The organism is Microcoleus sp. AT8-B5, from assembly GCF_036705565.1.
GTDB lineage: Bacteria > Cyanobacteriota > Cyanobacteriia > Cyanobacteriales > Microcoleaceae > Microcoleus.
Genome location: NZ_JAUBUY010000048.1, coordinates 1 through 18,666 on the forward strand (window position 1 = coordinate 1; position 18,666 = coordinate 18,666).

An 18,666-nucleotide genomic window follows, 5' to 3' on the forward strand; every position below is an offset into this window, starting at 1 on the left:
GGGTCATTTTTTAACGTTATATGCTTGCTATGTAAGCATTATAACCTATTTTTATCGTATTTTATGTTTAAGTCCCGCTAAGATGGTGATGAGGCGGTTGCGGCCTAAAATCCAGTTTTCGAGGGTGGTGAGTTCGGATGTGCGGTTATAGAATAGGTTGGGTTCTGGTGCATCGGATAAGTCTAATCGCTGTTTGGGCTGAGTTTTGCTAGAGGTGTCCTGATTTTTATTTTCTAAGTTTGGGGTTTCTAAGGATTCAGGATGGTTTGCACAAACCTTAAACTTACCAACTTGTGCATTGTCGCCAAAATGTGATGAAACTATCGAAAATAGCCATCTTTCCACTGTATATGCAAAGTTAGATTGATTGATGTCTTCACCTAATGTTTCTGATAGAAGTTTCCATAATTTTGCTGCAACTTTCTTGACATGAGCTTCGCTACGGTGGCAGTTGGTGGCAATTTCTGGGTATTTCTGGCGTTGCCAAGTGCCTCGCAATATACCTTCTTGTAGATGGTTGAGGTGTTTTTCTGTCTTAGCGAATACGAGATCGTCAGCCACTTTTAAGACTTCTTCAACGTCCATAGGTCGAGTCAGGGTTTGGGTTTTGCCTATTGCGATCCTACTTTATCCTACGGTTTGATACTTTAGCAACTAAATCCTACTTTATCCAACTGAAAGAAATCAGGAAAGGTAAAAAAATGCCTACTAAATCCTATTGATTTGATTTGATTTGAGTATATTTTTCACATATGCTAAAAAATCAGGACGCAATAAATTTAAGCAATTTTTAAGAAGCAATGGCTAACATCAATATTGCAAATACTCCCGATGCACAAGGCACAGAGGATGATGATTTCATTCGTGATACTGATGGCAGCCGCAGAACGTTCGGCTTGGGGGGTAATGACTGGATCCGTGGCTTGGGTGGCAATGATGAACTGTTCGGGAATCAGGGTCGTGACACACTAGATGGTGAGGGCGGGTTCGATACCCTCTACGGTGGTAAAGATGCAGATACTCTTGACGGTGGACTTGACGATGACGTTTTGTTTGGGAATGCGGGCACTGATACCCTTATTGGTGGACGCGGCAACGATCAAATGTTTGGGGGGCGTGATAACGACAAGCTATCGGGTGGCGACGGTGCGGACATTTTATCTGGAGATTTAGGTTTTGATGTTCTGAATGGAGGAGCTGGACGAGACACGTTTATCCTTCAAGATGAAGTCGCTACTAATACAGTAGATTTTCTGCAAGACTTCTTCCCTGGGGAAGACAAAATTGCACTTCCACAAGGTCTGACATTTGCTGACATCGAAGTCCTGACATTTGAAACTGCTGGGTTGAATCCACGTTTCGTGGAAAGGCAGTTTGAACCCTGGAATGCATTTTGTGGCGTCTGCGCTGGTGCCGATCAAAATCTAGCTCTACGAGTTAAATCCACTGGTCGAATTATTGGACTTGTGGATAAATCGCCAACTTCTCAGGTTCCTCTAACACCAGCGAGCTTGACAGCAGCGGACTTTATCAGCAGTTGAGGATTCTGCTATGCTGGCTGGTAGCCTGTCGCTATCGGAAATAACGTGGGAGGGTGAAAACCCCTGCGATTTATGGAGGGGATGAAACCCGACTCAACAGGTTAAAACCTGTTGTCTCTCTTATTTCCCGCGTTGATTTTTAGTGTACTTTTTAACTACTAATGAAGAATCTACTGAAAATAAGTAGATAACCAATTGGCAGCAAGGTAAGTAAATGCAACTCAGCAAAAGTGATATAGCTCATAAACATTAAGGAAAGGGGCGATTCGGCGAAGGCAAATAGGCTGCGACGAATCGCATTTTTTGATGATATAGCAATCGCTTTTCAATTGAGAAATAACCAAAAGGCGATCGCCCTTACGTCCCAACTTGTCACAAAGCGCGTGAAGCGCAGCTATCCCGTAGGGAATCGCGCCTCTTCCCCTGTACTTGCAAAAAAATTACATCCAAGATAAACTAGGAAATAGAAACTAAGCAACCTCTGATGCTGAAAGCAAAAATATAATGAAAACTAAAAGCTTCACAGTCATCATTTACAAGAAGAAGATATGTACATGGCCGAATGTCCAGAAGTCGGCACAATTGACCAACGCGAAACCATAGAACAAGCGATCGCCAATCTCAAAGAAGGTACAAGGCTCTATCTCGAAGAGTGTCCTTTACCCGACGAAATCACTCCTAGGTTTGTAACTAGCATAGAGGTTAGCTATGCCTAGGTTGCCCAGAATATCAAGTAAGCGAAGTAATTCGCGTACTAGAGCGTTTAGACTTTAAAATACAGTCAATCCTAACAAAGCTATTAAATAAACGTGGTGTTCTAGATAGGAAATAACTCCTGATTCTACTTGCTTTAATACCCCTTGGTGCAGATTTAATTCCGGTAAAATATGCACAAAAACATAAGCTACCGAAACCCCACTTGCTGCTGAAAGCCAGCGGTTGCGAGGAATAGGGGCAAACCGCAACTTGCCGCAAAATAAATGTGTCAGCGCTAAACCAATGGCACTCAGCGCGGTTAAAGCTAAAGTATTAGGAGCCGATCGCAAAGCTGCTGTTATTACCATAACTCTGCTCTACCCAATTAATCCTCTGCTAAAGCTTTAATGACTTGGTGATACCGTTCTTGCACATCTTTCTGGTCTTGCTCCTGAGAGATTTGTTCGCGGCTACTATTTAAAATCATCTCCGCGTGACGGCGTAAAGCTTCTCGTTGTTGGGAATTGCGGGTGTAAGTGGCGATGCAAGCTATAGCTTCCAATAAGCGAATTGTTACCGCCACGTCTGATTTACTGTATTGGCGAATTTGGTTAAATGCAGTATTGACTAAGCCTTCAAACGTCACTCCTTCAACAATGACGCGCAAATTATGTTCATCGTCGTAGCGATAGGGGGAGGGAAAATCCCTTTCAGCGAGGCGGGATAATCCGGCGCTGAGTCGATCGATACACCGAATCGCAGTAAACGGATCGTTGATACCAGGAGAAATTGCACGCAAGGCGATTTCCACTAACTGATCGATGGGAAATTCTACATCTTGATATTCATTCCGTTCTTTGCCCAGAATAAAAGCATCATTAATTTTTTTCTTCAGGCTTTGATTCACCTGTTTTTCCGGGAAAACCATCGCTACATCGCTACCCTTGACGATAAACTTTCCCGGTCGAGTTTTAAGACGTACAAGCAGATTGTACTGACGGGAAATTTTCATTAATTCCTCGTCATTGATTGCTTGCAAATAACCCTCGCCAGTGGCTTTGATTGGACTTGCTTCCGAGTCAAAATTTGCCGGAATTTCTCCCACTTTTCGCGAGTTGTTCGGTTTACATTCTCCGATTTTTCCGGGAAACAGACGATCTAGAGCTTTGTCTAAATCGCCACTAACCTGAGTAATTACATGGGAGGCTTGAATAATGGTTGATGCGTGATGGATAAAGTAAATCAGTACGCCGATACTGGCAATTGCCAATCCGGTACCAACTGTAACCGAGAGTTGGGGTACAAAGAGACTGTATCCTTCTCCTTCTGCATGAATGGTTCGCAGTACGAGTAAACAGTAAATAAACGTGGCAATGAAGGTGCCAAGCACGATTTGATTGCCCGTATCCTGCATAAAACTACGCAGCAATCGGGGCCCAAAATTGGAGCTCGCCAACTGAAGCGCCACAATAGTAATGGAAAAAGCTGTAGCAACAACGCTGATCATTGAACCGGCAACCGATGAAAGAACCGCTCGCGCACCATCGGCTCCACCCGTGTAAATCCACCTCCAGTTTGGTATATTACCCGTGCGGTCAATTGTCAGCATGGCGATCGCCAAAATCATCGACCCCAGCGCCATCAAGGTTGGGATAAACCAGTAGCTAGAGTGCAGCGAGTCCCAAATTTTGCTTAACTTGACATTTTTCATGAGTTGTGGTGGGGTGGCGATTGTCCGTTGCCGTCAGATTGCGATCGCTGTTCAATTAGTTGTCGCAGAGAACCGCTGATGCTGCGGGGTTTGGGAACTTCGCCATTACCAGCGGGCCATCCTTCGCGTTGACGTTTGCGATCGCCATCCGTCTCTTCGGTTTGGTCGTGAAACAAAATTTGCTGCGTAGGAAAGGGCAAGTCGATGCCATTAGCAGTCAGCTTTTCCTTAATCGCAGAAAGTACCTTGTCGCGCGATCGCAAATCGTCAATTCGTCGCGGCGGAGCAATCCACCATCGAGCGCGGATATTGACGGTACTTCCTGCAAGTTCCATCAGCAGCACGTCAGGAGCAGGGTCATTCAAAACCTCATCCACACTGTGCATGGCTTCCATCATTAACTCCTTGGCTCGGTGAATATCATCCCCGTAGCCGATACCAACGTCGTATTCCATCCGGCGTTTATCAAACGCGGTATTCACCATAACAGAATTGGTGAACAATTCCGCATTGGGAATTACAATCCGGCGACCATCATAGGTTCGGATTGTTGTAGCGCGAGTTTCAATATTTTCTACCGTTCCCTCAAAGTTTTTAAACACAATCTGGTCATCGATTTGGAACGGTTCCGTCAACAGAATTAGGATACCAGCTAGGAAGTTTTGTAAGATATCGCGAAAGGCAAAACCAATCGCTACCCCGCTAATTCCCAGCAGTTGCACCAAATCGCCTGCTCTAAATGTGGGAATTACAATCGACAAGGCAATAAACAGACCAACCAAAACAGTAATACCCTGCGCTAACCTTCCCAAAACCAGTCCCAAATTCCGGGATTGGCGGTGGTTGCGAGTAAGCCGCCTGACCGCTCTCTTAATTGACCTCCCAACAAAGAAAAAGATTCCGAAAACAAGGAACGCTAGTATCATATTAGGCAGCAGGACAATGAAGTCATTGATCATGCTCTCAATCTTGTCCCAGACTCCAGATATTTCTGCTGTCATAAAAGTTCCTCTTGCATCAGTCGTTATTGATAGTAGTGAAATTAGCCACGTCAAACTCTATCTTAAGGCTGTAGATTACTTTAACGTGAGACTAATTTAGGACTTACACAGCCCCAGTAAATATTGGGGATGGTTCGTTAGGCCGAAAGCTAACGCACCAACAATTTTTTTCAAGTGGATATCGAAGCCACATCTTCACCGTTGAGTTTTTGTGCGATCGCATCCAGCACCCTCTGTTCTGCTTCAGAAACCTCTCCGCTATTTTCGGCAATGCGACGGCATTGAGCTAATAGCGGTACTGCAAAGTCCGGGTTAAGTTGCTCTAACAATGCACCCAATGGTTTGGGGGACTTGATGTTAGCAGCAATCCTTTGGAGAGAATCGGCATTTAATTGCAATGCCTTCAATTCTGGCAGAATATCTTCCCAGTTTTTGTTGGGATAACTTGCCAAAATCATGTGAACCATAATTTGATCCATTCCTGCTTGCTGGGCGATCGCCACATCAAGATATTTCTCGCTTTGTTGCTGAATCGCTTGCAGCGTTTCGGTTCCAGGTTCTTCAGTCTCTTCCCTCACTTTGGCTTCGTAAAACTCGCGCGCCGCATATCCCAGCGCGTACAGCATCGTAGCATTCGTACTCGCACCAATCATCGCGCCAGCCAGCGGTACGTTGCGTAAAAAGCCCAAACCAGCTCTCATGGCGTTGCTACCGCCGAGCGCTAACCCAAAAATTGCCAAAACCTCACCTTTTCGGGCTGGCTGTTGCAAATCCATCCCATAAGCGGCGGCAATTTCATAAACCATTTCGGTTTGAATCGCAGTAGTCGCCGCTAAATCGATCGCCAGCAGTGCAGCCGCGACACCCGGTAAAATGCTGCTAGCAAATCCGACACCACCGGCTTGAATCGCTTTTTCCACCATAATGCGATGGGCAATTTCGCTGGGATATTCATTGGGATACTTTTGTTGGAGTTCATTGACTTGAGCTTCGGCTTTGGCTAAGTCGATGCGATCGCTGACCCCAACTAACCAATCAAGCCTGAGTACCCCCGCCACTTGTTTAACAAAGGGAAGATTGCCAACATAAGTTACCGCATCTCCGGTTCCTTGCGTCGCTTGTCCAATCAATCGATAAGTTTGTTTAGCAGCAGCTTCCCCCCAATCAACTGCTGTATCAACAACCGCTTTGCCTGTATTCAGTGCAGATTCTGTTGTCTCGGCAATGAAATTTAACAAACCAGGTTTTTGCTGTGAATTAGTTTCTTTTTTGGGGTTTGATTGGTCATCCATCACTGTTTTTTCAATTAACTACAATACGCCAGGTTTTCAGCTTGGACGTAGCCTCTCAGAGGCACTGTAATCGGCACCCAACCATCTGTTCCTATACTTTCAATCGTCACTCTTCGTCCACTCGCGACGACTCCAACCCTTTCCCCATCAGTGGAAGGTGCTTGATGTACATTAATTCCTCTGGCTGCTGCAACTTGGCGGCAGTCAGTAGGAGGCGGGGCGGTTGCGGCTTCACACGCTCCGAGAAAACCACCATATACGTAGCCTTGTAGCGGGGCTGAAATTGGTACCCAGCCATTCTCACCAAGATTTTGAATCGTCACATTTCGTGCGGAACCGATGATACCAACCGCTTCGCTGTTAGCCGTCGGTTGTCGCCGAACATTAAGGCCATTCCTCGCAATAACCTGGCGACAGTTGTCTGAAGCTTGCGCTAGTAGATAGTCACCTTGAATCTGTTTTTGATTTGTATTAGCGGCGAACGAGGGAGCAACTAATACCGTTGCCGTTAACAAGATCGAACTTGTTAACCTGGTATATTTTTGCCAGATACTCTGCTGTTGCATCGCTTTATCTCCTTTTAAATCTCTATGCCAAAACCTTAGAAAAGGTTTTTAGCTTGTTCATCTGTCTTCCCCCTTGGAGACCCCCACGCTCACCTGTACTCAGGGAGCGTGGTGGGAGTCCAAGGGGGGCAAGGTTTATGCTGCATACGAATAACCATCCTTTCTGTGAATAATTGAACAATATTTGTGGCTAACCCCCGACACCAATTCTGATGCGGAAATATTAAACGAACCACTTGTTCTGACGGCAACACGCCCAACATATTTACCAACTTTCTTGCCAGAAGTAACGATTGCTTTGACAATATCTCCAGTTTGAAAACCTTTAACAAACTTAAGCCGGGGAACATAGCGACATGGAAATCCAAACTTATCGGTACGACACATTTGGCGCGTCCCATGCCCAGTAGCTTTAATTAACAACGGCTTGTTTGTTAAAATTTTCAGCGATTCAACGTTCCCAACACAAGCTGCATCTAACCAGTGAGTTTTAGCTAGACTTAATCGAGTGCGATTGAACTTTGTTAAGCCACCACTGCCAGTAGAAACAGGCAAACCAATCATGCTAAGCCGATTAAATAATGCCCAACGAGTTGAATTGACGGCTGTCGCATCTTTTAAAGAACGCTTTGCTTGAGACAAAACCCGTTTTAAAACATCTGGCTTTTTAGACAGGAATTGCTCTATATTTTGAGTTCCTTTCTTGATATTGCACTTTTCACAAGCAAGGCAAAGATTAGAAATGCGATTAGAACCACCCTTAGCTTTGGGATGAATATGTTCGACTTGTAATGGTGTATTTGTAATACCACAGTAAGCACACTTTCTCTCCCACTTGTTGAGCAAATATTCCCGAACCTCGTAGCCACACAAAACGCCTTGTTGGTACTCAATTCCAGAAATTTCCGGGTTTTCTAATTGTTGTAAGTCAAACCGCACAAGTTCTTGAACAATAGAAACAATGGGGGCTACTTTCATCAATTTAGTCACCCATGTTATAGTTGTTTCAACGCGATGTTGCAAACTTGGGGCTAGCCAACCTTTAAGGCGAGTTCTATTTAGGAATCTAGCTGGACGATAACGAGTATGGCGATTTCTCCGGACTCTACGTAATGAACGACGAGATTCAAGGCTGGCTTTAATAGCTTGACCTCGGTGAGTCAGTTCTGCGCCAAAGATTACTTTTTCTCCTTGCAGTAATGCGAACCCAGTGGTTTGAGAGCCAGGGTCTATTTTGAGAGTGATTGGTTTTTGGGTTGCTGTTACCTCTACCTTGAGAATTAGTGTGAATGGATACCCTTTAAAAACAGCAGCTTTGCCATTAGTTAGCAATTTACGGGCCATTCCTGGGTGGATTGGATTGAGCGGTCGTTTTTGGGTATCTAGTACAAAAACAAAGTTAGACATTTTAAGTCCTCCCTTTCGGGGTAATGTTAGCTTCGTCAATGTTTAAGGTCGGTAACTATCTTAAAAGCACTGGCTTAACCCTTACACCTGTTTAACTTTTAAGTTCTAGAGCAGAGAACTAGCAACGCATTCTCTGGTAGGTCTTTAACACTTGCCTTAAACGTAGTGATTTAACACCTAGACTGGTCAACTTGGCAATTTCTGTGCCCCCACTATATCGGTACTCCGATTAGTGGTGGGTGGTTGACCGCTAATCAAGCATAAACGCGAGGTTTGCGAGCGCCAACAGCACCACCCATCATTGCCGCTGCCAAACTCAGCAAAGAGCCAAGTAGAAAAGACCAAGTAGCTTTAGCTGTATTACCAGCTATATCGCGAACTTGATTTGGGCCTACATTCTGGGCTTGATTGGGTATATTAACGCCGCCCTGTTGTTGTACTTGATTGGCAATTTCTCCAGCATTAGCAGCGGCAGCGCCAACAGCACCCGATATCCCGCTTCCTAATAACCAAGCACTAAGTGCTAATGTAGCTCCCCAAAGAATTGCTGCATTCAAAAATGCTGTTTTCTTGGTCATCGGGCCGCAGCTTTGAGCCATCACCCAACCGCCTAAAAAAAGGGAAATCAGCAAACTGATAATCGACCAAATTACGACCCCAATACCAACGGAACCTGCATCCGCGCCTGTTGCACCTGCGGTTAATCCGATCGCCATTCCCAAAGCGCTTAAAATTAGTTGAGTACCCAGAGCGATCGCAATTCCTGCCAAAATTGGCCCCCACCTCACTCGATCGTGGTAATCCACCAGCGGATTGACGATTGTAGGCTCAGTGAGTGGACTGCCCGATCGATCTGGATAAGTCATAAAAGATTAACCCCTGCGTTACGTGAGCATTTTTTTTCTTGAAGGTAATTTAATTTTACTTAATCATCATTACCAAAATATCTACCGATGGGCATAATCTTTTTAAGTTAAAATTTTTAAATATCAAAAGTAGTAACTTCGATCCTAAAATGGAAATTTCCTTTAAAAAAAAACCAGCAGATCCTTTAGAGATGCCCTTGATTTTCTAGGATATCCCCTAGTTAAGGTGATAGTTAAGGTGATAATAAAACCTAATAAATCCTTGTGATATTTGCTGGCAGAAACGTTGTAGGTTCGCTCCACCCAACCTACGAATGATTAGATAAATTCACCCTTTTGAGTACAGGAATCCTAAATTCATCTACCTAAAGATAGAAAAATATAAAAAATTATCGCTATTTTGATGATTCTCAATTTGCTGAATCATTCATAAGAAGGAAGTATTAGACCTGATATCTATCTAAAGTAGGTACACAAGTTGATGTAGATAGTACAGGAAACAACAATGTTACTTTACAAAATTGAGGATTTTAATCCCAACTACCGCCAAGCCGCTTTTGAGGACGATGATATCAAAGGGCTGGATGTGTATGGCGGAAGTACCGATGATAAAATTGGCACGATCGATACTGTGCTGGTAGATGAGACAGGACGTTGCCGCTATTTTGTGGTAGAGACTGGTTCTTGGATTTTTGACAAAAAAGTTTTACTTCCCATCGCTCTTTGTCACATTGATTTTAATGGGCGGCGTGTTTACGCTACAGGTTTGCAGAGTAAAGACAAAGTGGAAAAACTACCCAGGTATGAGCATGGGATGGCAGTTGATTACGATTATGAAGAACAAGTGCGGGGTATTTATCGAACTTCAACAGTAGAAGCGTCTGTACCAGTAGAAGCATCATTACCTTTAGAAGCACCCGTTCCAGTTTCTACAACGCATTCTGTCTTGCCTCAAGCTAGTAATCCTGCTTATGACCGGGATACCTATACTTACGAGCGAGAGCCCCAATTGTATCAGATGAACGAACAGGATCATCAAAAACTCAAACTGTACGAAGAACGATTAGTTGCAGATAAAACCCGTCGCAAAACAGGCGAGGTAATAATTGGCAAACAAGTTGAGACCAAAACGGTACAACTGGAAGTTCCTGTAGAAAAAGAGCGAGTTGTGATTGAGCACACAACTCCCGAATATGTAGGGAGTCGCGTAACTCCAGATACCGCCTTCAATCAAGAAGAAATGGCACATTTGGAAATCTACGAAGAAACCGTCAATATCAAAAAGCAAGCGTTCGTGCGCGAGGAAGTGCAAATCAGAAAAGAAGTTGAGCAAGATACGGTTGAGGCAACAGACACAGTACGTCGCGAAGAGTTAGATGTTGTAAAAACAGAATGGGAATCGGATAGAAAAAAACGTAATCCGCTTTAACTCAGCCAAATAGTATCGTTAAAAATGCAAAAATCAGGAGGAAATTTATCATGACTAATCGCAGGCATTTACCGTCAATCAGCGTAGCCTTTTTAGCTTTAGCAATTAGTGTCAGTGGCACTGGCTTTGTGCTAACTTCCCAGCAAGTTGCTGCTCAACAAGCTAAATCGAAATTTCCTGATGTACCGCCGAATTACTGGGCGCGTCCGTTTATTGATTCCTTAGCTGAAAAAGAGATTGTTACCGGATATCTAGACGGAACTTTTAGACCCAAACAGGCTGTGGATCGGGATGAATTTTCGGCGATGATCCGCCAAGCTTTTAATCGAGCCAGCGTTAGAAAGATACCGAGTGGAAGTTACTTTAAGGATGTGCCTAAAAACTACTGGGCAGAAACTCCGATTCAAGAAGCTTATGAAACGGGATTTATGAATGATTTTCCCGGAAATGAGTTTCGTCCGAAGCAGTCCTTGACTAAGGCACAAGCATTAGTTGTGTTAATGAGGGGTTTAAATATGGATTACAATCCCCCTGTTGTCAAAACCGATCGAGCTGCTGCAACTCCAGCAAGGCAAACTCCAGTAAATAAACGTCGAATTGCTAGGAACCGTTTGGCATTTCCCCTCGCAGCGACTGTTTTGATGCAGCCGTTATTACCTGTAGTCGCAAGGCTGCAGCCTGGGGCGGCCCCCACACCTAAACCGGCTAAGACTGTTCCACCAACAACGACAAAAGCTGCAACTGCGCCTGCTAAAAATTCAGCATTAGATTTTCTCAAGTCGTACTATAAAGATGCCGAGAAACTTCCTAAATATGCGGTTGAGCCAGTGGCAGCAGCGACAAAGGCAAAGATAGTGGTCAACTATCCAGATCCCAGAGCTCTTAATCCGAACGAGTTGCTGAGTCGGGGTAGTGCTACTGCCCTAATTCATCAAGCTTTGGTCAATCAAGGTCAGATACAACCGCTTCCAGACAAGAATACTGCTAAGTACATTCCTACGAGCCCACGTCGCTAGTTCTTCCCTCAACATTAACTTTTTTACCCCTGGATTCGATTGACTCGAAACCAGCGATAGCCGTAGGCTTCTAAGGGAATAGATGGCGATTCGGCATCGAGAGATTCATAGAGCCGATCGCCAAATAAGTCGCACAGATTGCTGTATTCGTTAGATTTGAGCGTAGCGGTACAAGGTTTGTCCGCTAGATTGTGGACAGCAATCACCGTCCTGCCTTGCCAGTCGCAGCAGTGGGCTAACACCGAGGGAGAGTCGGTTTCCAGAAGGTGCCACTTGCCCCTACCCAACTCAGGACATTGCTTGCGGATGCTGATTGCACGTTCCATCCAGTTAATTAATGAGCCAGGATCGCGCTGCGCTGCGGTGACATTGACTTGTTTGTAACCGTATTCTCCGTGGGCGATCGCAGGTCTGGCAAGAGTATCAGTTGCAGCCGTCGAGAAGCCACCATTCGCTGCATCTGACCATTGCATCACCGTGCGAACGCTGTCTCTACCTTCCAGCGAAAGGTCATCCCCCATGCCAATTTCTTCCCCATAGCGCAGCATGGGTGTACCAGGCAGGGTGAACAGCAAGCTGTAGACAAGTTCAATCCGGCGACGAGATCCTCCCATCATCGGTGGTAAGCGGCGACGAATCCCGCGCCCGAAAATTTGCATAGTTTTCTCAGGCGCAAATGCTGCAAAAATTTCCTCTCGTTCCGATGAAGTAATGCGATCTAGCGTCAGTTCATCATGGTGGCGCACAAAATTAAGCCACTGACAAATATCAGGAATATCCGGTAAGGTTTTTAGTCCCTCGCGCAATGCTGTGGATTCTTGACGCGCCAGGGCCAAAAACAGATGCTGGTTCAGCAAAAAGTTGAACAGGATGTGCATTCTGTCGCCCTTAGCAAAGTAGATAGAAATTTGCTCGCGATCGACATTTGCTTCTGCCAGCAACACAGCATCACCCTGACGCGATGACACAAAATCTCTCATTTCTTCCAAGAAACCTCGCAGCTTTTCGGGGTCTGCACCTTCGATGCCAATTCCTTTAATTAAAAACGGAACAGCATCAATGCGAAATCCAGACACGCCCAGTTCTAGCCAGAAACCCATAATTTTGCATATTTCTTCTCGTACAGCCGGATTGCCAATATTCAAATCTGGCTGTTCTTTATAGAAGTGATGCAAATAGTAAGCTTTTGCTTGTTCATCGTACTCCCAAATACTGTCCTCGACATCGGGAAATATCAGTTGTTCTGGATCAGTTTTGGGTGGATTTTCTGACCACACATAGTAATCGCGATACTTGGAGTTTTTATCGCTTTTGGCTGCCACAAACCAAGGATGCTGATTGGACGTATGATTTACTACCATATCGATCAGTACGCGAATGCCTCGTTCCCTTGCTTGGTGCATGAACTCGACAAAATCTCCCAGGGTTCCCAGTCGCGGATCAATGTTGTAGTAATCCATCACGTCGTAACCATTGTCCCGGTTAGGGGAAGGATAAAACGGCAGCAACCACAAACAAGTAATTCCTAGCGCGGATAAATAGTCTAGACGGTTGATCAGTCCATGAAAGTCGCCGACACCATCCCCGTCCGAGTCCATGAAGGTTTCAACATCGAGGGAGTAGACAATTGCGTTTTTATACCAGAGGTCTTTCATTGCAGTAAATTTCTTAATAGAGAAACTGTTGGAAATGGCTTTGTTCAGAAACCCTGCCACAGGGCTATTTAGGAAGCTGAATTCCACGGCTATAGCTCATCTTTAGGAATATGAGCCTAAGTTTTGTTTGTCCAGATTCAAAATCTATCCATCTCAAGCTCGATGAAATATCTGTCGCTATAATAAATCAATTACGAAAAAAAATGGTTGCTCAGACTGACTACCATTAGCAGGAGCGATCGCTATTTCCGATTAGATGTTCATGCAAATAGCCAACTTGTTTAGCTTGTAGCTGCACTGTCTTCGCTCTCTGGGAGCCAAGGCAGTGCTTTCGCCACCAACCTTAGTTAAATCGGCCAGGCCTTGTCAATCATAAGGACATAGAAGTTGTGTTTGCCTTTAGCGATCGCCCATGGTGCCAACTACTCTTCTACCCAATTGAGTAACCCAAGAGAAGTAACAGCTCCAAAAAAGTGAGCGCCAATCAGATTGACGTTTGCCATCGTCACAAAAATATCTAGAGAACGAATCACATTTTCTGGCGTATAAGCTGCGAGCGCTTGCGGTTGACTCAGAGTTTTTGCTAGGACTACAGCCACTGTTTCTTCAGATGCGACAAACGCGATTAATACCCCCACCAAACTAGAAACTAATCCAATCCGTAAGGTGTGAGTAATATGTTCTTTGCTGGGATATACCTGGGAATTTTCGGCGTGCAAAAGTCGGCCTAAAAGCCGATAGCGAAAATCCCAAAATATTCTAAACGCCAGCAATAACAGGCCCACTATTGCTAAAACTACCCCGAAACCAATACCTGCATTATTGGTTTGTTCGCCCATGTTGCGACCCAACATAGCAAATAATAAAACAATGCCGGAAACAGCACCCAAGAATAACTGTATCCAGAAGCTAAATCTACTAAACAAGCGAAAAGTTGCGACGAATTCGCTTTGGGTCAGCGGTTGCGGCACGGATTCTGGTTGATTCATTATATCCACCTTATTGCTGAATTGAGCATCAAAATAAACGAGGTAAGAAAGAGGTTCTGCTTGTCTTCCTGTCGCAAGCGATCGCCTGGTGGTTAGCTATTAGACTTCTGCAGAAAACTCGGTTAAGGGCAGGACAGGATGCCTAACCCCTACTCCCCGCAGTAGTTATGAGAGAGGTGTATTGGTTACTGAGGAATGGCTGACGGATATACTCCTGTAGCAACTAAGACAGGTTTGTTGGTATACTCGGCTTCTAGCTTCTGCTTCAAGGTCAAATCCCATTGCAGATCGTAGTCCCGCTCAAGTTCAGCGACGACAAACGAACGCAACTCGCCGGTTACGGCAACCTTCTCACCTTCTTGCACGGTTGGTTTTGGAACTGTGTGTATCACTAACAAGTCTTGTCCGCCAATTAATTTGTCTTCATCCAAAGTGAACGAGTTTGGACTTCTGAGGCTTTCGACTTCACCGCTCACCGCCAGTGTCTTGCCGTAGTATTTTTGGGGGTTTGAGGTGAGTTCACCCGGTGTGGGGGCTAGCGCCATCGATTGTGCAACGATCGCAGGTTTACTTTCGTACTCAGCGTACAAGTTTGGCTCTAAGCCTAATTTGTACTCGCGCTCAATATCTGCAAGGACAAAATTGCGAACTGTTCCTGTTACTTGAACTTCTTGATCTGATTCAGTCGGCAGCACAAAGGGCTTGCCGGTGGCATTGACAACCAAAATCGATTCGGTGCTAAAAAACTCCTTATCGCTAACTGTAAAGGTCGATGGCCCCAATTTTTTGACTGGTTCGCTTCTGATGGTCACAGTTTTGCCAAGCAGTTGTGCTGTGTTATCAACCACATTCTCGGTTGTCGTGGGAACCGTACCGGGTGTTGCAGGTGCAGGTGCAGGTGCCGTTGCTTGTCGCTGTGGGGTAGTACAAGCCGGAAGCAGGATAGCTGCTAGTGCGAGGGCGATCGCTCCTCCCTTAGCATTCGAGAGCTTTTGAGTGTAATTGTTCAAACGATTATTAACCATTGAAAAACCTCCTTGATTTTTTCTGTTTATTTTGTTGATGAAGCTACAGAATTTGTGTTTAAAACCGGGTTTTTTTATAGCCTAATTCAAAAACACTTGACCGTCAGGGTGAACTCTTAAAACTCCTTAATTGCCATCCTATTTAGTCGTTTCATCTGAGGAGTTGCTGATGCAACAAGAGGCATGGTTGGCATACCGATTAATAAACTGCCAGAGATGATTTGTAATATCCCTGGCGTTTTTTTTCAGGGATTTTTTAGTTGATACATAGATATCTCCTGATGGAATCTTTCAAATTTAGTCAGGTGTGCCCGATTTTGCGCGGGCAAATAGTCGCGAGTCACCGCTCAATTTTGAAACAGTACCAAAGTTTCTTCGCTGGTGCGATCGCCTCTGCTAGAAGTGAGATTCACCTCGTATCGGGTTCCTGGTAAAGAAATGGTCGGCTTAAAAGCAAAGCTGAATTTACCTTGTTCATCCGCCCGAATTGTGCGTTCGAGGATATTTCGTTCAACTCCAAATAAACCTGCCACAGAAGAGGTAGCCTGAACGTTGACATTAACTGTCGCATTTGGGGCGCTGCGTCCTTCCACTTCAACCGTCCCGCTGACGCGAGCATTTTCTTCGGGAGTGATAATTTCTAGCGGGATTTCGGCAGTGTTGGAACTGCCATCATCGCCAGCAATTAGTTCTCGATCTAAACGGGAACGAATAACTTGATTTCCCGACTGCAAACTAGCAGTAACCGCCGCACCTGCAGGGGGGAAATAATCTTGGCTGCGGATCGTATATTCCCCTGTGTAAACGCCGTTGGATTCTTCCCGCATGGGAATGTTATAAGCAACTCCTTCAATGGAGAAATTAGCTGTAGCGTTGGGAGTGCCGAGCAATTTGAAATTGAGCGTGGTTCCCGGCTCTAACTGCGGTACGGATTGAGCAGTGAAGCGGTTAATAGACAAAGATTGAAAGCGGCGATCGCTATAACCAGCTACTAGAGGTTGTTGCAAGCGGGTGCTGCTGATGCGATCGCCTTGTTGCAAATTTGCCCGCACAACTGTATTTTCGGAAATACGATCGCCCTCGCGAATCATGTAGTTTGCCTCGTAAACTCCGGGTTGAACCTCCCGCATCGGCAGATTTTGCACTGCATTTGGGATAGTCAAGGTAGCTCTAGAATACGGGGTTCCTCGCAGCACGAAAAAGAGTTGAGTTCCCGGATCTAATCGCTGTACTGGATACGCGGTAAAACTGTCTATATCCGAGCCGACTACTCTTCGTTGAGCTACTTGGATAGAGGGTTTGGCGCTAGCTAGGGCAATTTCCGGTAAATAAATAGTTGAACCCAACAGAACCAGTCCAATTGCCGTTGAAAATGATTTTATTTTCATAAAATCCTCCTAAATCGCAACAACCAACCTCTTGCAGTAATGTGAAAAGAAAATTTAAATTATTAAAAATTTACTTTGGCTCAAGGTCGATTGTCTGTGTTCTACGTTCTACATTCTTTCAAAATGTTGCTTATATATCCATTTAACCTCAAGTCTCCAAAGCTTGCCATCTGTCGGAGGCAATAAGAAAATATCTATCTGATGAAAGATGATTGAAGAAAAAATGATAATATTCCTTTCAGTTCAGTTAAGTGCGATCGCTCGGACTATTGGCGATAGATGCTTGATTCCCCACTGTCGCACTGGGGCGCATCCATTCTTGCAACGTCCATAAGCCCGTTATGGCAGCTATTGCAGCTCCCAAACTATCCATAATTAAATCAATAATCGTATCATCCAGGCTCCCAATCACTTCGGTTGAGAGAACAATACCAGCCGTCCACTCGGTAATTTCCCACAAAGCACCAATCGCAATCCCAAAACTGGTTATTGTTAGCAAGTACAGCAGTTTATGGTTGCGAAAAATAGTCAGCATTGAACTGTATGCTAAAAAACTCAATGCTAAAGTCACGGCAAAAGTCGTGAAAGCATGAACAATTTCATCATAAGGTCCCGGTTGGTAAAACAGTCCGAAAACCCAGCCTCCGGCGTTGAGTAAGGCAGCAAGCACAAACAGGAAATCAAACAGCGTTGGCAAGCGATCGACCATCACCACAAACGCCAGGGATGCTACTAAGAATAAGGCTAACCCCAAGGCATTTTGCCATTTTCCCTGACTCAGAGCAGCTATTACTGCTATTGTTAATAACGCCTGTCCTACCCAAGCTGCAACTCGATAGCCACGCCAGTTTGTAGTCATCATCACTCTCCTTCTATCTTAAGATCGCACATCCCCGACTTCTTAGAGAAATCGGGGTTCTCCATGCCCTTAATGTGGTTTATTTTAGCTCAATTTCTAGAGGTCATCTTGAGCAACTTGGGCATGGTTTAAGGCAGCCACTAAGGTAACTCCGCCTAAAATATTACCAATTAGGGTAGGTATCATGAATTTGCCAAAATATTCTGGCCAGGAAACAGCTTTAATTGCCACTGCATAGAAAACTTCCACCGATCCGGCAATAATATGAGGAAATTCACCTAGCCCAACCAGGGAAGTGATGATCACAATTACCCACAGTTGGGAAGACTCAGCGGCGGGGAGAAGCCAGACCATTAAAGCAATTAACCAACCCGCAAAGATTGCCCGCAATAAAGTTATCCAAAATCCTCCATCGATAACTCTTAAACCTATTTCGCCAAACGCTTTTTGAAATTCAGGCGGGAAGACTCCAGGCTGTGCAACTATTGAGGCAAATATGAATGCACCGAACAAATTGCTTGCTAAGACAATTCCCCATAATCGCAGCACTCGCATAAAAACTTTGGGTCTGCGATCGTTTAACAAAGGCAGAATGACTGTCAGAGTATTTTCAGTGAACAATTGCTGACGCCCCATCACCACGATGACAAAGCCGATACTGTACCCAAGGCTGACAATGATAGAACTCCAAGATTGCTGGGGTAAATTTGCTTGGAGTACACCTTGAGCCACCAGGGAAAATCCCATAGATAGTCCTGCAGCTAATCCAGACCAAGCTAGGGCTGAAACTGGACGGCACAACTCACTTTCACCCTCAACCCTAATCGTTTCGTGAATGATTAAGGCAGTGGGACGGATGCGCTCAATTATCTCTTCACGATCGCGATCGCTTAGTTCCAACTTTTGTTGACCCAGCAATTCTATTGCTTCGCTGGCTCGATCGCTATTTTGTGTCATCTCGCTCTTGTTAAATTATATGAACTTCGTAGTTCTCAGCATACAAACTAAACAATAGCGACGCGCCTAACCTGAGAATGAGCTTTGGGTTTTTCTAAAAAGTGTCTGTAGAGAAAAAATAGTTGTGCAACATCTATCTTAAGTTTGGTGATTTTAAAATTGAATGTAAAAGCAATATATCTTAAGTAAGATATTCCGCTATTTGCTTTAATTTTGCACAATCTTTGCCATACAGATGTGTAGGGTGAAAATGTAAGAGTGGCAGTGT

The 18,666-nt window shown here is 44.7% G+C and carries 18 protein-coding genes; 4 read left to right on the forward strand and 14 right to left on the reverse strand.

The genetic code is table 11. The annotated features are described in order from the left end of the window. Positions 1 to 51: 51 nt before the first annotated feature. A complete protein-coding gene (locus QUB39_RS24580) occupies positions 52 to 585 on the reverse strand; it encodes a hypothetical protein (RefSeq protein ID WP_333211170.1) in 534 nt (177 codons plus the stop codon). A gap of 215 nt (positions 586 to 800) precedes the next feature. Here QUB39_RS24580 and QUB39_RS24585 point away from each other — a divergent pair, with 215 nt between their 5' ends. Further along, positions 801 to 1,541 (forward strand): calcium-binding protein, encoded by a 741-nt coding sequence (locus tag QUB39_RS24585; protein WP_333211172.1) that lies wholly within the window; start codon positions 801 to 803, stop codon positions 1,539 to 1,541. Between the two features lie 548 nt (positions 1,542 to 2,089). After that, complete coding sequence (locus QUB39_RS24590) at positions 2,090 to 2,257, forward strand: type II toxin-antitoxin system HicB family antitoxin (RefSeq protein WP_333211174.1); 168 nt, start codon at positions 2,090 to 2,092, stop codon at positions 2,255 to 2,257. Between the two features lie 54 nt (positions 2,258 to 2,311). Here the strand turns inward: QUB39_RS24590 and QUB39_RS24595 are convergent, their stop codons facing one another. The 7 genes from QUB39_RS24595 to QUB39_RS24625 form a co-directional block, all read right to left on the reverse strand. After that, complete coding sequence (locus QUB39_RS24595; RefSeq protein WP_333211176.1) at positions 2,312 to 2,605, reverse strand: hypothetical protein; 294 nt, start codon at positions 2,603 to 2,605, stop codon at positions 2,312 to 2,314. 17 nt (positions 2,606 to 2,622) lie between these two features. After that, entirely contained in the window at positions 2,623 to 3,948 is a 1,326-nt protein-coding gene (locus QUB39_RS24600; RefSeq protein WP_333211178.1) for a DUF2254 domain-containing protein, read from the reverse strand. Further along, positions 3,945 to 4,949, reverse strand: coding sequence for a mechanosensitive ion channel family protein (locus tag QUB39_RS24605; RefSeq protein ID WP_333053768.1), 1,005 nt, complete (start codon positions 4,947 to 4,949; stop codon positions 3,945 to 3,947). The genes QUB39_RS24600 and QUB39_RS24605 overlap by 4 nt, the downstream gene beginning before the upstream one ends. 170 nt (positions 4,950 to 5,119) lie before the next feature. Next, on the reverse strand, positions 5,120 to 6,241 hold the full coding sequence (locus QUB39_RS24610; protein WP_333211180.1) for a hypothetical protein: 1,122 nt from the start codon (positions 6,239 to 6,241) through the stop codon (positions 5,120 to 5,122). Positions 6,242 to 6,255: 14 nt separating this feature from the next. Further along, positions 6,256 to 6,807 carry an SH3 domain-containing protein gene (locus QUB39_RS24615; protein WP_333053765.1) on the reverse strand — a complete coding sequence of 184 codons (552 nt, stop codon included), beginning with the start codon at positions 6,805 to 6,807 and terminating at the stop codon, positions 6,256 to 6,258. 135 nt (positions 6,808 to 6,942) lie between these two features. Further along, complete coding sequence (iscB, locus tag QUB39_RS24620; RefSeq protein WP_333053764.1) at positions 6,943 to 8,214, reverse strand: RNA-guided endonuclease IscB; 1,272 nt, start codon at positions 8,212 to 8,214, stop codon at positions 6,943 to 6,945. Between the two features lie 254 nt (positions 8,215 to 8,468). Continuing rightward, positions 8,469 to 9,080 (reverse strand): hypothetical protein, encoded by a 612-nt coding sequence (locus QUB39_RS24625; RefSeq protein WP_333053763.1) that lies wholly within the window; start codon positions 9,078 to 9,080, stop codon positions 8,469 to 8,471. Positions 9,081 to 9,585: 505 nt separating this feature from the next. Here QUB39_RS24625 and QUB39_RS24630 point away from each other — a divergent pair. Together QUB39_RS24630 and QUB39_RS24635 are read left to right on the forward strand one after the other, a co-directional pair. Then, positions 9,586 to 10,509: a DUF2382 domain-containing protein gene (locus tag QUB39_RS24630; RefSeq protein WP_333053762.1), complete on the forward strand. Its 924-nt coding sequence runs from the start codon at positions 9,586 to 9,588 to the stop codon at positions 10,507 to 10,509. 50 nt (positions 10,510 to 10,559) lie between these two features. Next, on the forward strand, positions 10,560 to 11,525 hold the full coding sequence (locus tag QUB39_RS24635) for an S-layer homology domain-containing protein (RefSeq protein WP_333053761.1): 966 nt from the start codon (positions 10,560 to 10,562) through the stop codon (positions 11,523 to 11,525). Between the two features lie 23 nt (positions 11,526 to 11,548). Here the strand turns inward: QUB39_RS24635 and QUB39_RS24640 are convergent, their stop codons facing one another. From QUB39_RS24640 to QUB39_RS24665, 6 genes are all read right to left on the reverse strand, one after another. Beyond that, complete coding sequence (locus QUB39_RS24640; RefSeq protein ID WP_333211183.1) at positions 11,549 to 13,180, reverse strand: alpha-amylase family protein; 1,632 nt, start codon at positions 13,178 to 13,180, stop codon at positions 11,549 to 11,551. A 422-nt stretch (positions 13,181 to 13,602) separates the two neighbouring features. Further along, positions 13,603 to 14,169 carry a DUF3611 family protein gene (locus QUB39_RS24645; RefSeq protein WP_333053759.1) on the reverse strand — a complete coding sequence of 189 codons (567 nt, stop codon included), beginning with the start codon at positions 14,167 to 14,169 and terminating at the stop codon, positions 13,603 to 13,605. Positions 14,170 to 14,354: 185 nt separating this feature from the next. Next, a complete protein-coding gene (locus QUB39_RS24650; RefSeq protein ID WP_333211185.1) occupies positions 14,355 to 15,194 on the reverse strand; it encodes a hypothetical protein in 840 nt (279 codons plus the stop codon). Positions 15,195 to 15,541: 347 nt separating this feature from the next. Beyond that, complete coding sequence (locus QUB39_RS24655) at positions 15,542 to 16,582, reverse strand: hypothetical protein (RefSeq protein ID WP_333211187.1); 1,041 nt, start codon at positions 16,580 to 16,582, stop codon at positions 15,542 to 15,544. A gap of 247 nt (positions 16,583 to 16,829) precedes the next feature. Continuing rightward, a complete protein-coding gene (locus QUB39_RS24660; protein ID WP_333211189.1) occupies positions 16,830 to 17,444 on the reverse strand; it encodes a hypothetical protein in 615 nt (204 codons plus the stop codon). Positions 17,445 to 17,537: 93 nt separating this feature from the next. Continuing rightward, complete coding sequence (locus QUB39_RS24665) at positions 17,538 to 18,398, reverse strand: formate/nitrite transporter family protein (RefSeq protein ID WP_333211191.1); 861 nt, start codon at positions 18,396 to 18,398, stop codon at positions 17,538 to 17,540. Positions 18,399 to 18,666: the final 268 nt, after the last annotated feature.

What these genes read in the sequence shown, in the direction of transcription:
- iscB (WP_333053764.1), bottom strand. Translation starts at nt 8,214, where the DNA reads ATGTCTAACTTTGTTTTTGTACTAGATACCCAAAAACGACCGCTCAAT.
- QUB39_RS24635 (WP_333053761.1), top strand. Translation starts at nt 10,560, where the DNA reads ATGACTAATCGCAGGCATTTACCGTCAATCAGCGTAGCCTTTTTAGCT.
- QUB39_RS24615 (WP_333053765.1), bottom strand. Translation starts at nt 6,807, where the DNA reads ATGCAACAGCAGAGTATCTGGCAAAAATATACCAGGTTAACAAGTTCG.
- QUB39_RS24660 (WP_333211189.1), bottom strand. Translation starts at nt 17,444, where the DNA reads ATGATGACTACAAACTGGCGTGGCTATCGAGTTGCAGCTTGGGTAGGA.
- QUB39_RS24605 (WP_333053768.1), bottom strand. Translation starts at nt 4,949, where the DNA reads ATGACAGCAGAAATATCTGGAGTCTGGGACAAGATTGAGAGCATGATC.
- QUB39_RS24625 (WP_333053763.1), bottom strand. Translation starts at nt 9,080, where the DNA reads ATGACTTATCCAGATCGATCGGGCAGTCCACTCACTGAGCCTACAATC.
- QUB39_RS24580 (WP_333211170.1), bottom strand. Translation starts at nt 585, where the DNA reads ATGGACGTTGAAGAAGTCTTAAAAGTGGCTGACGATCTCGTATTCGCT.
- QUB39_RS24585 (WP_333211172.1), top strand. Translation starts at nt 801, where the DNA reads ATGGCTAACATCAATATTGCAAATACTCCCGATGCACAAGGCACAGAG.
- QUB39_RS24645 (WP_333053759.1), bottom strand. Translation starts at nt 14,169, where the DNA reads ATGAATCAACCAGAATCCGTGCCGCAACCGCTGACCCAAAGCGAATTC.
- QUB39_RS24640 (WP_333211183.1), bottom strand. Translation starts at nt 13,180, where the DNA reads ATGAAAGACCTCTGGTATAAAAACGCAATTGTCTACTCCCTCGATGTT.
- QUB39_RS24665 (WP_333211191.1), bottom strand. Translation starts at nt 18,398, where the DNA reads ATGACACAAAATAGCGATCGAGCCAGCGAAGCAATAGAATTGCTGGGT.
- QUB39_RS24600 (WP_333211178.1), bottom strand. Translation starts at nt 3,948, where the DNA reads ATGAAAAATGTCAAGTTAAGCAAAATTTGGGACTCGCTGCACTCTAGC.
- QUB39_RS24590 (WP_333211174.1), top strand. Translation starts at nt 2,090, where the DNA reads ATGTACATGGCCGAATGTCCAGAAGTCGGCACAATTGACCAACGCGAA.
- QUB39_RS24610 (WP_333211180.1), bottom strand. Translation starts at nt 6,241, where the DNA reads ATGGATGACCAATCAAACCCCAAAAAAGAAACTAATTCACAGCAAAAA.
- QUB39_RS24595 (WP_333211176.1), bottom strand. Translation starts at nt 2,605, where the DNA reads ATGGTAATAACAGCAGCTTTGCGATCGGCTCCTAATACTTTAGCTTTA.
- QUB39_RS24630 (WP_333053762.1), top strand. Translation starts at nt 9,586, where the DNA reads ATGTTACTTTACAAAATTGAGGATTTTAATCCCAACTACCGCCAAGCC.
- QUB39_RS24650 (WP_333211185.1), bottom strand. Translation starts at nt 15,194, where the DNA reads ATGGTTAATAATCGTTTGAACAATTACACTCAAAAGCTCTCGAATGCT.
- QUB39_RS24655 (WP_333211187.1), bottom strand. Translation starts at nt 16,582, where the DNA reads ATGAAAATAAAATCATTTTCAACGGCAATTGGACTGGTTCTGTTGGGT.